The 12922-nt window shown below is 72.5% G+C and carries 12 protein-coding genes; 10 read left to right on the plus strand and 2 right to left on the minus strand.

Annotated elements, in window-relative coordinates; all coding sequences use genetic code 11:
* Positions 1–17: 17 nt before the first annotated feature.
* Both AB0I67_RS18550 and AB0I67_RS18555 read right to left on the minus strand, forming a co-directional pair.
* The gene (locus AB0I67_RS18550) at positions 18–731 is read right to left on the minus strand and encodes an MgtC/SapB family protein (RefSeq protein ID WP_357924655.1); all 714 of its coding nucleotides are present in this window, start codon (positions 729–731) and stop codon (positions 18–20) included.
* 100 nt (positions 732–831) lie between these two features.
* Complete coding sequence (locus tag AB0I67_RS18555) at positions 832–1488, minus strand: DapH/DapD/GlmU-related protein (RefSeq protein WP_357924657.1); 657 nt, start codon at positions 1486–1488, stop codon at positions 832–834.
* Between the two features lie 282 nt (positions 1489–1770).
* Between AB0I67_RS18555 and AB0I67_RS18560 the strand changes: the two genes are divergently transcribed.
* From AB0I67_RS18560 to AB0I67_RS18605, 10 genes are all read left to right on the plus strand, one after another.
* Positions 1771–3405 carry a CTP synthase gene (locus tag AB0I67_RS18560; RefSeq protein ID WP_357924660.1) on the plus strand — a complete coding sequence of 545 codons (1635 nt, stop codon included), beginning with the start codon at positions 1771–1773 and terminating at the stop codon, positions 3403–3405.
* Positions 3402–4007: an NUDIX hydrolase gene (locus AB0I67_RS18565; protein WP_357924662.1), complete on the plus strand. Its 606-nt coding sequence runs from the start codon at positions 3402–3404 to the stop codon at positions 4005–4007. Before AB0I67_RS18560 ends, AB0I67_RS18565 begins: the two co-directional genes overlap by 4 nt.
* A gap of 116 nt (positions 4008–4123) precedes the next feature.
* Positions 4124–5020, plus strand: coding sequence for a site-specific tyrosine recombinase XerD (locus AB0I67_RS18570; protein WP_357924664.1), 897 nt, complete (start codon positions 4124–4126; stop codon positions 5018–5020).
* Between the two features lie 212 nt (positions 5021–5232).
* Complete coding sequence (locus tag AB0I67_RS18575; protein WP_357924883.1) at positions 5233–6090, plus strand: ParA family protein; 858 nt, start codon at positions 5233–5235, stop codon at positions 6088–6090.
* 47 nt (positions 6091–6137) lie between these two features.
* On the plus strand, positions 6138–6986 hold the full coding sequence (locus AB0I67_RS18580; RefSeq protein WP_357924667.1) for a segregation/condensation protein A: 849 nt from the start codon (positions 6138–6140) through the stop codon (positions 6984–6986).
* Positions 6979–7611, plus strand: a complete 633-nt coding sequence (gene scpB, locus AB0I67_RS18585; RefSeq protein ID WP_357924670.1) for an SMC-Scp complex subunit ScpB — start codon at positions 6979–6981, stop codon at positions 7609–7611. Before AB0I67_RS18580 ends, scpB begins: the two co-directional genes overlap by 8 nt.
* A 37-nt stretch (positions 7612–7648) precedes the next feature.
* A complete protein-coding gene (locus tag AB0I67_RS18590) occupies positions 7649–9670 on the plus strand; it encodes a pseudouridine synthase (protein ID WP_357924673.1) in 2022 nt (673 codons plus the stop codon).
* A gap of 75 nt (positions 9671–9745) precedes the next feature.
* Complete coding sequence (gene aroH / locus AB0I67_RS18595) at positions 9746–10105, plus strand: chorismate mutase (RefSeq protein WP_357924676.1); 360 nt, start codon at positions 9746–9748, stop codon at positions 10103–10105.
* Positions 10102–11172, plus strand: coding sequence for a prephenate dehydrogenase (locus AB0I67_RS18600; protein ID WP_357924678.1), 1071 nt, complete (start codon positions 10102–10104; stop codon positions 11170–11172). The genes aroH and AB0I67_RS18600 overlap by 4 nt, the downstream gene beginning before the upstream one ends.
* Positions 11173–11340: 168 nt before the next feature.
* Positions 11341–12897 (plus strand): beta-N-acetylhexosaminidase, encoded by a 1557-nt coding sequence (locus AB0I67_RS18605; RefSeq protein WP_357924681.1) that lies wholly within the window; start codon positions 11341–11343, stop codon positions 12895–12897.
* Positions 12898–12922: the final 25 nt, after the last annotated feature.

The following is a 12922-nucleotide window of genomic DNA, read 5'->3' on the forward strand; positions in this document are numbered from 1 at the left end:
CGCTGACGTTAGCCCGTTCAGGAGTCGTCGTCATCGTCGTCGTCGCCTTCGAGGGTCCAGGAGACCGAGGTGACCGACGGCTCCAGGCTGAGGCGGCTGGTGGCCTTCTCGAAGAGGTTCTCGTCGCGGCGCAGGCTGTCCACCATGGCGTGCACCTCGACCTGGTCGCGCACGTCCGCGTCGTAGCTGTGCAGGCTGCGCAGCCGCAGCTCGGGACGGGTGAGCGCGGAGACGATCAGGCTGCGCACGTGCGCCTCGTCCTGTTTGGGGCAGATCACCTCGAAGCGGTAGCGGGTGCGGTGCCGGGCCCGGCGGCGGTCGAGGAAACGGCCCAGGGGGCGCATCAGCGTGTTGGCCCCGACGATGAGCACCGTGCCCGCCGCGGCCAGCACGAACATGCCGGCCCCGGCCAGCGAGCCGACCGCGGCGGCGCACCACAGCGTGGCGGCGGTGTTGAGGCCGCGGATGGTGAAGCCCTCGCGCAGGATCACGCCCGCGCCGAGGAAGCCGATGCCCGAGACGATCTGCGCGGCCACCCGCGTCGGGTCGGCGGTGTCGCCGCCACTGGTGAAGCCGTAGGCGCTGAGCAGCACGAACAGGGCGGACCCGACGGCCACCAGGAGGTTGGTGCGGATGCCGGCCATGCGGGCGCGCCACTGGCGTTCGATGCCGATGACCCCGCCCAGCGCTCCCGCGACCAGGAGGCGCAGGAGCAGGTCCAGATCCACCATGTCCAGAAATTTCCCTCTTGGGGGCGGCTCTGGCGGTCACTGGCCGAGGTTTGGCCCTGCCGTGGCCCAGCGTTTGACCCGGGACCGGTGATCCGTCCGGTCAGGCGGGCCGCTCCAGGGCGCTCAAGGACGGTACGGTCGCCGAGACCGGCGTGTGCCAGCCCTCCGCCGGGTCGTAGCTGCGGACCACCCGGGCCGGGACGCCCGCGATCACGCTGTGGTCCGGGAACTCGCCCCGCACCACCGCGCCCCCGGCCACCACGCACTGCCGCCCGATCCGCGAGCCCGGCAGCACGATGGCCCCGGTCCCGAGCCACGAGCCGCTGCCGATGGAGACCGGGTTGTTGCGCGGCCACTGCCGCCCGATCGGGATGTCGGGGTCGTCGTAGACGTGGTTCTGGTCGGTGATGTACACGTACGGCCCGGTGAACACGTGGTCGCCGATGTCGATCGACTGGTGCCCGACGATGTGGCTGCCCCGCCCGATCGAGCACGACGCGCCGATCCGCACGATCGTGTCCGGCCCGAGCTCGGCGCCGGGCATCATGCCGCACGAGATCGACACCCGCTCGCCGATCAGGGTGTGGTCGCCGATCTCGATCCACCGCTCGCCGAAGATCGCGCCGGGCGGGAAGGCGATGCTCACGCCCTCGCCCAGCCGCCGGAAGCGGTATCCGGCGGGGTTGGCCGGGGAGATCGCCCCCGCCCGGCGGATCCACGCGTATGCGCGGTGGATCAACGCGCCCACTACTGCCATAAGCCCCCAAGTTACCCTCCGGTTCGGCCCGTCCCGCCGCCGGTGCCGCCCGGTTTCCGGCGAGCCGCAGGTCATCCGGGGTCGTCGCCGCGCCGGGGGCCCGGAGGCGGCCTGCCGTACCGGCTGGAAAAGTGGCGTGAAGGGCCGGAAAGCCCGCCGCATCCCCGGCCGGCACGGGCCGTGACGCGCCCGGGGAGGGCCGTTCACGCATGTGGAGGGCGTTGTTTGATATCCTGAGAGCCCGTGGACACTTCGACCACACCTCGAGCCACGGGAGCCTCTTTGCGCAGCGCATCGCAAACCAAGCATCTGTTCGTCACCGGCGGTGTCGCCTCCAGCCTCGGCAAGGGACTCACGGCCTCCAGCCTGGGCAGGCTGTTGAAGGCACGCGGACTCCGGGTCACCATGCAGAAACTCGACCCCTACCTCAACGTCGACCCCGGCACGATGAACCCGTTCCAGCACGGCGAGGTCTTCGTCACCGACGACGGCGCCGAGACCGACCTCGACGTCGGCCACTACGAGCGCTTCCTCGACACCGACCTGCACGGCAGCGCCAACGTCACCACCGGCCAGGTCTACTCCAACGTCATCGCCAAGGAGCGGCGCGGGGAGTACCTCGGCGACACCGTCCAGGTCATCCCGCACATCACCAACGAGATCAAGGACCGCATCCGCGGCATGGCGGGCCCCGACGTGGACGTGGTCATCACCGAGGTGGGCGGCACCGTCGGCGACATCGAGTCGCTGCCCTTCCTGGAGGCCGTGCGGCAGATCCGGCACGAGGTCGGCCGCGACAACGTCTTCTTCCTGCACGTCTCGCTCCTGCCCTACATCGGGCCCTCGGGCGAGCTGAAGACCAAGCCGACCCAGCACAGCGTGGCCGCCCTGCGCAGCATCGGCATCCAGCCCGACGCGATCGTCTGCCGCTCCGACCGGCCGATCACCGTCTCGCTGAAGCGCAAGATCTCCCTCATGTGCGACGTGGACGAGGACGCCGTGGTCAGCGCCGTGGACGCGGCCAGCATCTACGACATCCCCAAGGTGCTCCACTCCGAGGGCCTCGACGCCTACGTCGTGCGCCGCCTCGGCCTGCCCTTCCGCGACGTGGACTGGAAGGAGTGGGAGCAGCTCCTGCGCCGCGTGCACCGCCCGGCCAAGGAGGTCACCATCGCCCTGGTCGGCAAGTACATCGACCTGCCCGACGCCTACCTGAGCGTCACCGAGGCGCTGCGCGCGGGCGGCTTCGCCAACGACGCGCGGGTCAACATCCGCTGGGTCAAGTCCGACGACTGCGAGACCGAGGAGGGCGCCCGCCGCGAGCTCGACGGCGTGGACGGCGTGCTCATCCCCGGCGGCTTCGGCGTGCGCGGCATCGAGGGCAAGATCGGCGCCATCCGGCACGCCCGCGAGAACAAGGTCCCGCTGCTCGGCATCTGCCTCGGCATGCAGGGCATGGTCATCGAGGCCGCCCGCAACCTGGCCGGCGTCGAGGACGCCAACAGCGCCGAGTTCGACGCCGACACCAAGCACCCGGTCATCTCCACCATGGCCGACCAGGAGGACGTCGTCGCCGGCGAGCGCGACATGGGCGGCACCATGCGCCTCGGCAGCTACACCGCCAAGCTCGGCGAGGGCACCCTGGCCCGCCAGCTGTACGGCAAGGCCAAGGCCGACGAGCGCCACCGCCACCGCTACGAGGTGAACAACGCCTACCGCGAGCAGCTCGAGAAGGTCGGCCTGGTCTTCTCCGGCCTGTCGCCCGACGGCCGCCTGGTGGAGTACACCGAGCTGCCCGCCGACCAGCACCCGTTCTTCATCGGCACCCAGGCCCACCCCGAGTTCAAGTCGCGCCCGACCCGCGCGCACCCGCTGTTCAAGGGCCTGGTCGCCGCCGCGCTGGCGGCCCAGAAGTGACCGTCATCCAGGACTATCCCGAGGAATGGCCGGTCGTCGCCACCAAGGAGCACTTCCAGGGCCGCGTCTTCGGCGTGCGCACCGACAGCGTGGTGATGCCCGGCGACGAGGTCGCCGACCGCGACTACACCACGCACATCGGCTCGGTCGCCGTGGTGGCCCTGGACGAGGCGGGGCGGGTGCTGCTGCTGCGCCAGTACCGCCACGCCGTACGGCACCAGCTCTGGGAGCTGCCCGCCGGGCTGCGCGACGTGGACGGCGAGCCGCTGCTCGACACCGCCGCCCGCGAGCTGGCCGAGGAGGCGGGCCTGCAGGCGCGCGAGTGGCACACCCTGGTCGACCTGATGAGCTCGCCCGGGATGACCAGCGAGCGCATCCGCGTCTTCCTGGCCCGGGACGTCTCCACGGTGGAGATCGACTTCGTGCGCCGGCACGAGGAGAGCGACATGCCGGTGGAGTGGATCCCCCTGGAGGAGGCGGCCCGGCGCGTGCTCGACGGGATGATCCACAATTCTCCGGCCGTGGCCGGTATCCTCGCCGCATACGCGGCATCGGCCGGTGGCTTCGCCTCGTTGCGCCCGGCCGACGCCCCCGAGGCGTGAGCCGCCGGGGCCGCCCCGGCGGCCCCGGACCCGGGCGGATCCGGACACCGGAACGCCCGCCCGCCGGACACGGCACGACGCCCGGTCCCCGGACCGGGCAGCAGGGAGGACTTCCGGTGGAGGCGGTGATCTCCAGCTATCTCGCCCACCTGGCCGTGGAGCGGGGGCTGGCCGCGAACACGCTCGCCTCCTACCGCCGCGACCTGCAGCGCTACCTGGGCCACCTGCGTGGCCTGGGCCGCAGCGAGATCGCGGAGGTCGGCGAGGCCGACGTCCTCGACTTCCTGTCCGCGCTGCGCCAGGGCGACGGCGAGCACCCGGCCCTGGTGGCCAGCTCCGCCGCCCGCGCCGTCTCGGCCGTGCGGGGCCTGCACCGCTTCGCGCTGCGCGAGGGCGTCGCCGGCCACGACCCCGCCCACCTGGTCCGCCCGCCCCGGCAGTCGCGCCGGCTGCCCAAGGCCATCTCCGTGGCCGAGGTCGAGCGGCTCATCGCCGCCTCCGGGCCCGAGGCCGCGCCGCTGACGCTGCGCAACCGCGCCCTGCTGGAGCTGCTGTACGGCACCGGCGCCCGCATCTCGGAAGCGGTCGGCCTGGCCGTGGACGACCTCGAACCCGAGCAGGTACGGCTGCGCGGCAAGGGCGGCCGCACCCGCGTCGTGCCCCTGGGCCGCTACGCCCGCCAGGCGCTCGACGCCTACCTCGTGCGCGCCCGCCCCACTCTGGCGGCCCGCACCCCGGCGCTCTTCCTCAACGCCCGCGGCGGCCGGCTGACCCGGCAGGGCGCCTGGGAGGTGCTGCAGAGCGCGGCGGAACGAGCCGGGCTCGAAGGGATTTCCCCGCACGTCCTACGCCATTCGTTCGCAACTCACCTCCTCGACGGCGGCGCCGACGTTAGGGTGGTGCAGGAGTTGCTCGGCCACGCATCGGTGACGACCACTCAGGTCTACACCCTCGTGACGGTCGACAAGCTCCGGGAGGTGTACGCCGCGGCGCACCCTCGCGCCATCCATTGATCTATAGTCTTTCCGACGTGCGGCAGTGTGGTTCGATGGGCGCGGTGTGTTGCCTTGCCGTACATAAGCTGACGCCATAGTGTCCGTCCGGACGGTCCGGTTCGGGACCGTCAGGGAGGTTCGAGCTGGTGACTGTGACCGCCAATGGTTCGACCCCGGGGACCCCCGAGAACCCCTGGGGTGACACGAAGACCGACACCGCCAAGCGCGGTGTGAATCTCGGCCCGACCGGGCGCCCGCGTCCGGTGTTCCCGGAGCCGGCCCGGCGCGACACGCACGGGCCCGCCCGCGTGGTCGCGATGGTCAACCAGAAGGGCGGGGTGGGCAAGACCACCACGACCATCAACCTCGGCGCCGCCCTGGCCGAACTGGGCCTGCGCGTGCTGCTGGTCGACTTCGACCCGCAGGGCGCCCTGTCCATCGGGCTCGGCATCAACCCGCTCCAGCTCGACCTCACGGTCTACAACCTGCTGATGGACCGCGAGGTCTCCGGCGAGGACGTGCTCCTGGAGACCGGCGTCGACAACCTCGACCTCCTGCCGTGCAACATCGACCTGTCGGCCGCCGAAGTCCAGCTCGTCACCGAGGTCGCCCGCGAGCAGGTGCTCGGCCGGGTGCTCAAGCCGCTGCTGCCGCACTACGACGTCTGCCTGATCGACTGCCAGCCGTCGCTCGGCCTGCTCACCATCAACGCCCTCACCTGCGCCCACGGCGTCATGGTGCCGCTGGAGTGCGAGTTCTTCGCGCTGCGCGGCGTGGCGCTGCTGATGGACACCATCACCAAGGTGCAGGAGCGGCTCAACGACGAACTGGTCATCGAGGGCCTGCTGGCGACCATGTACGACGCCCGCACCCTGCACGGGCGCGAGGTGCTCGCCCGCGTGGTCGAGGCCTTCGGCGACAAGGTGTTCCACACGGTCATCAACCGGACCGTGCGCTTCCCCGACGCGACCGTCGCGGGCGAGCCGATCACCACCTTCGACCCGACCTCGCTCGGCGCCAACTCCTACCGCGAGCTCGCCCGCGAGGTGCTCTCGCGCTGGCCCGCCCCCGCGACCCTGGCCCGCTGACACCCTTTCGGGGGGCACGGCCCCCCGGGGTGCGGGACAATGAGCGCGTGGCCCCGCAGCAGCCCGAGCAGCTAGAGCTCGACCCCAACGCCTTCAACGTCCACCTGGACGTCTTCGAGGGCCCGTTCGACCTGCTGCTCGGACTCATCGCCAAGCACAAGCTCGACATCACCGAGGTCTCGCTCTCCAAGGTCACCGACGAGTTCATCGCCTACATCCGCTCGCGCGGGCCCGAATGGGACCTCGACCAGACCTCCCACTTCCTGCTGGTCGCCGCCACCCTGCTCGACCTCAAGGCCGCCCGGCTGCTGCCCTCCGGCGAGGTCGAGGACGAGGAGGACCTCGCGCTGCTGGAGGCCCGCGACCTGCTGTTCGCGCGGCTGCTGCAGTACAAGGCGTACAAGGAGGTCGCCAAGGTCTTCTCCGGCCTCATGGCGGCCGAGGCGCTGCGCTTCCCGCGCACGGCGCCCATGGAGGCCCAGTTCGCCAACCTGCTGCCCGAGCTCATCCTCGGCATCGGCCCCGACCAGCTCGCCCGCATCGCCGCCCGCGCCTTCACCCCCAAGGCGCCGCCCACCGTCAACGTCCAGCACATCTACCAGCCGCTGGCCAGCGTCCGCGAGCAGGCCGCCATCCTGGTCGCCCGGCTGCGCCGGCTGCGCGTGGCGACCTTCCGGGTGCTCGTCGCCGACTGCGAAGGCACCTTCGAGGTCATCGCCCGCTTCCTGGCCGTGCTGGAGCTCTTCCGCGAATCCGCGGTCACCTTCGAGCAGGTCGAACCGCTCGGCGACCTCCACGTCACCTGGACCGGCGCCGACGACGGCGACGTCTCGGTCGGCGACGACTACGAAGAACCCGACACCGACCAGCCAGCGGAGCAGCCAGCAGATGACTGAACGCCTCGACGACCTCCCCTTCCCCCGCACCTCGCCCGAATCGGCCCCTGCCCCTGCTGTGGAGCAGCCCGCGGCCGACGGGCCCGGCCTGCGGGCCGCGCTGGAGGCCATCCTCCTCGTGGTCGACGAGCCCGTGCCCGAGGTCACCCTGGCCCAGGTCCTCGAACGCCCCACCCACGAGGTCACCGCGGCCCTCCACGCGCTCGCGGCGGAATACACCGACGCCGGACGGGGTTTTGACCTGAGGCAGGTAGCGGGCGGCTGGCGGTACTACACTCGGGCCGACTGCGCGCCCCTGGTCGAGCGGTTCGTCCGCGACGGCCAGCAGACCAGGCTGACCCAGGCGGCGCTCGAAACCCTCGCCGTGGTGGCCTACCGTCAACCGGTCAGCCGGGCGAGAGTGGCAGCGGTCCGCGGCGTCAACAGCGACGGCGTGATGCGCACCCTCGTCGCGCGCGGCCTGGTCGAAGAGGCCGGGACCGACCCGGAGAGCCAGGCGATGCTCTACCGGACAACCGCATACTTCCTCGAACGGCTGGGACTGACCAGCATCGACGAGCTCCCCGAGCTCGCCCCGTTCCTGCCCGACGACGTCGACGGGCTCGAGGACCACAGATCGGCCTGACCTCAGGCCGGTTGAACCCACTCATAGGAGAACTCCAGTGAACAACAGGCGAAGCACCCCGTCCGGTGATGGACGCGGTCGAGGACGCACCGGACGTCCCGCCTTCCGCTCCGACGACCGGCGCTCCGACGCACCGCGCCGTGACGACTTCCGTGGCGGTTCCCGCCGCGAGGACGGCCCCTCCGGCCGCGACTCGCTCCGCGCCGGCCGTGACGGCTCGCGCGACCGCTCCGGGTCCGGGTCCGGCTCCGGCTCCGGTTTTGCCGGGCGCGACGACCGTCGCGGTGCCGGCTCCGCCGGGCGTGGTTTCGGTTCCTCTTCCTCCTCCCGTGGCGACGACCGCCGCGGGTCCTACGGCGATGACCGCCGGGGCTCTTACGGTGACGACCGCCGTGGGTCCTACGGCGACGACCGCCGCGACCGCTCCGAGGGCCGCTCGTACGGCGAGCGCTCCTCCGGCGGCCGCTCCTCCTACGGCGACCGCTCGGGTGGCCGCTCTTCCTACGGCTCCTCGGCCTCCGGTGGCCGTTCCTCTTACGGCTCTGGTGACCGTTCCGGTGGTCGGTCCTCTTACGGCTCCTCCTCCGGCGACCGGTCGGGTGGCCGGTCTTCCTACGGTTCCTCCGCCTCCGGTGGCCGGTCTTCTTACGGTGACCGTTCCGGTGGGCGGCCGTCCGGGGAGCGGTCCTACGGTGACCGCTCGGGCCGGCCGTCCGGCGAGCGTTCCTTCGGGGGCGAGCGGTCCGGCGGGCGTGGCTTCGGCGGTGACCGCTCCGAGGGCCGCTCCTACAGCGGCGGTGGCCAGCGGGGTGGCTCCGGTCGCCCGTCCGGTGGCCGCTCCTACGACGAGCGCGGCTCGCGCGGGGAGGCCCCTCGCGCCGGCCGCGACGGCGCCCGCTCCTACGGCAGCGGCTCCCGCGACGGCAACCGCCCCTCCTACGGTGGCGGCAACCGCGACGGTAACCGTCCGTCCTACGGCAGTGGTTCCCGTGACGGCAACCGCCCCTCGTACGGCGGCGGCAACCGTCCCTCCTACGGTGGTTCCCGCGAGGGTGCCCGTCCGAGCTACGGCCGGGACGAGCAGGCCAAGCGCGAGCCGTGGAACGAGCGCGGCGACGGCGCCCCGGTCCGCGGCCGGTACGGCAAGCGCGACGACGCCCCCGAGTCCCGCCCGTACCAGTCCCGCCCGCCCAGGCGGGACAACGTGCAGACGATCGGCGGCGGCAGCCGTACCGGATCCGCCCCCAAGGACCGGTTCAAGACCGACCGCCCCAAGCGTGACCGCGACTTCTACGAGCCGTGGGACAACGACGAGCGCGACACCACCGAGGTGCCGGACGGCGTCCGGCTGCAGAAGGTGCTCGCCCAGGCGGGCGTGGCCAGCCGCCGCGCCTGCGAGGAGATGATCGGTGACGGCCGGGTGACGGTCGACGGCCAGGTCGTCCGCCGCTTCGGCGCCAAGGTGGACCCGGCCAAGCAGGCCATCCACGTGGACGGCAAGCGCATCCCGACCGCCCCCGACCTGGTCTACTACGCGCTCAACAAGCCCATCGGCGTGGTGAGCACCATGGAGGACCCGGAGGGTCGCCCGTGCCTGGCCGACTTCGTCGAGGAGCTGGCCCCGCGCCTGTTCCACGTGGGCCGGCTGGACACCGAGACCGAGGGCCTGCTGCTGCTCACCAACGACGGCGAGCTGGCGCACCGGCTGACGCACCCGAGCTACGGCGTGCAGAAGAAGTACTGGGCGAAGGTCCCCGGCCCGATCCCGCGTGACCTGGGCCGCCGCCTGAAGAAGGGCATCGAGCTCGAGGACGGCATCGTCAAGGCCGACAGCTTCGAGATCGTGCAGGAGCACGCCCAGCAGGCGCTGGTCGAGGTCGTGCTGCATGAGGGCCGCAAGCACGTCGTCCGGCGCATGCTGGAGGTCGCCGGGCACCGCGTGATCGACCTGGCCAGGATCGAGTTCGGGCCGATCAAGCTCGGCCGTACCAAGCCGGGCACGCTGCGCTCGCTCAGCCTGCACGAGGTCGGCGAGCTGTACGCCGCGGTCAAGATGTAGTCTGGCCGCGACCAACACGGAGCCCGCGTGGGAGACCGCGCGGGCTCTCCGCCATCTGAGAGGGGTTGGACGAGCATGGTCCGGGCGATCCGAGGAGCGATCCAGGTCGAGGGGAACGACCGCGACGCGATCATCGGTGCGACGACCGAGCTGGTCTCCGCGGTGATGGAGCGCAACCGGCTGACCACCGACGAGGTGATCAGCGTGCTGTTCACCGCGACCCCCGACCTAACCGCCGAGTTCCCCGCGCTGGCGGCGCGTAAGCTCGGTTTCCACGACGTGCCGCTGATCTGCTGCACGGAGATCGCCGTGCCGGGCGCGCTGCCGCGCGTGGTGCGGTTGATGGCGCACGTCGAGACCGACCGGCCGCGTGCGGAGATCCAGCACGTCTACCTGCGTGGCGCCACCGTTCTTCGTCAGGACATCGCGCAATGAACACCGTTCTGGTCCTCGGGACCGGTCTCATCGGCACCTCCGTGGCGCTGGCGCTGCGCGGGCGGGGCACGCGCGTGCTGCTCGCCGACCGGGATCTGACCTCGGTACGGCTGGCGCGCGAGCTGGGCGCGGGCGAGGAGTGGCACTACGACGAGAAGGTGGACCTCGCGGTCGTGGCGGTGCCGCCGCCGCACGTGGCCAGCGAGCTGAAGGGCCTGCAGTCCCGGGGCGTGGCGACCTGGTACACCGACGTGGCCAGCGTCAAGGCCGAGCCGATCGAGCGGGCCCGCGAGCTGGGCTGCGACCTCGGGTCCTACGTCGCCTCGCATCCGCTGGCCGGGCGGGAGAAGTCGGGGCCCGGCGCGGCCCGGGCCGATCTGTTCCTGGGCCGGCCCTGGGCGTTGTGCCCGACGCCGGAGGCCTCGCCCGAGGCCGTGGCGGCGGTGCTGGAGTTGATCGCGCTGTGCGGGGCCAACCCGGTCGAGGTCGGTGCGGCCGAGCACGACCAGGCCGTGGCGCTGGTGTCCCACGCTCCGCACGTGGCCGCCAGTGCGGTGGCCGCGCGGCTGGCCGAGGCGTCCGAGGTGGCGCTGGGGCTGGCCGGGCAGGGGGTGCGGGACGTGACCCGGATCGCCGGCGGCGACCCTGGTCTGTGGCTGGGCATCCTGTCCGGCAACGCGGCGCCGGTGGCCGAGGTGCTCGACGCGGTCGCGCGTGACCTCAACGAGGCCGCCGAGGCGCTTCGTGGCCTGTCCAAGGGGGAGCCGGGTGCGGCCGACGAGGTCACCGGGCTGCTCAAGCGAGGCGTGGCCGGGCATGGCCGGATCCCCGGCAAGCACGGTGGCCCGGCGGCGCGGTACGGCGTGGTCCAGGTGGTCATCGGGGACCGTCCCGGGCAGCTCGCCCGGCTGTTCCAGGTGTGTGACGAGGTCGGGGTCAACGTCGAGGACGTGCGGCTGGAGCACGCGCCGGGGCTGCCGCTCGGTATGGCCGAACTGTCGGTCCAGCCGGACGCGGTCCTCGTGCTGAGCGCCGCCCTGCGCGAACGCGGCTGGCAGGTCCCCTGACCCGCACTGCCCCTGACGGACCTTGACCCCATCGGGTGCGCGCCCCACAATGCCCGCGTGCCCGCCCGCGTGCTCGCTGTCGTTTTGCTGCTTCTGGCCGGATGTGCCACCGTGCCGCTCGCTCAGGAGGCCCCCGGAGAGCGGAGTGGGGCGGCTGGGTTGCCGTTGGTGCCGCAGCCGGAGCGGGTGGCCGCGCTCGGAGGTCCGGCGGTGGCGCTGACCGCGGCCACCACGATCGTCGCCGGCCGAGCCGAACGCCAGGTCGCCACGCACCTGGCCCGGACGCTGCGCCGGGCGACGGGTTTCCCCATGCCCCTCGCGGCCGCCGCGACCCCTGCCGCGCCCACGGTCGAGCTCACCCTCGCCGCCCCGGCGGGGCTGGGCCGGGAGGGGTACACGCTGACCGCCCGAAACCAGCGCGTACGGCTCGCCGCCACCACCGCGGAAGGCCTGTTCCGCGCCACCCAGACCCTCCTCCAGCTCCTGCCACCCGACGTGGAGACCACAGGACGACCCGGCCCGTGGACGGTGCCGCAGGTCGAGATCACCGACCGCCCGAGGTTCGGCTACCGGGGCCTGATGCTCGACGTGGGCCGCAGGTTCGTCCCGGCGGCGTCGGTCAAGCGGCTCATCGACCAGGCCGCCCGCTACAAGATCAACGTCTTCCACTGGCACCTCACCGAGGACCAGGGCTGGCGCCTGCCCAGCCGGGCCTTCCCGGCCCTCAACCGGATAGGAGCCTCCACCCAGGCGGGCTGGCGCGAGGGCGGGCCGTGGTTCTACACCGAGGCCGAGTACCGCGACGTCGTGGCCTACGCCGCCGAGCGGTTCATCACCGTCGTCCCGGAGATCGACGGGCCCGGGCACAGCGCCGCCGCGATGGCCTCGGTGCCGGGGCTCAACTGCGACGGGGTGGCGCGGGAGCCGTACCACGGGTTCGACGTCCGGGTGAGCGTCTTCTGCCTGGACGAGGCGCGGCTGCCGGCCGTGCGTGACTTCGTGGACAAGACCTTCGCCGAGGCGGCGGCGCTCAGCCCCGGGCCGTGGCTGCACATCGGCGGCGACGAGGTGCCGTCGGTGACGCGCGAGCAGTACGCCGCCTACGTCGGGCTGGCGGGCCGGGCGGCGGTCGCGAACGGGAAGCGGGTGATCGGCTGGCACCAGGTCGGCGACGGCCCGCTTCCGCCGGGGAGCGCCGTGCAGTACTGGGGCCTGACGCACGAGGATCGGCCGGCGATCGGGACGGCGGAGGAGACGGAGAGCGTCCGGCTGCTGCGCCGGGCGGTGCGGCAGGGCGCGCAGGTGATCGTCTCGCCCGCCGACCGGGCCTACCTGGACATGAAGTACACCGCTGACACCCCCTACGGGCTGCGGTGGGCGGGGCTGGTGCCGGTGGAGCGGGCCTACGACTGGGACCCGGTGCGGGTGCTGGAGCCGGTGGTCGCCGAGGGGCAGGTGCTCGGCGTGGAGGCGCCACTGTGGACCGATCGGGCGTATCCGGGCAGCCACCGCCTGCCGGACTCGACCGCGGTCTACCCCGACCCTGAGGTCTACCTGGATCACATGGTCTTCCCGAGGCTGCCCGCCATCGCGGAGCTGGGCTGGAGCCCCGAGCGGGCCCGGGACTGGCCCGGATTCCGCGCCCGGCTGGCCGCGCACGGGCCGCGCTGGGCGGCACGCGGCATCGGCTTCCACCGCTCACCCGAGATCGACTGGGCGGACTAGAACCCCGCTCCCACCGCTCGCCGAA

It is taken from the genome of Nonomuraea sp. NPDC050310 (genome assembly GCF_040655795.1).
GTDB lineage: Bacteria > Actinomycetota > Actinomycetes > Streptosporangiales > Streptosporangiaceae > Nonomuraea.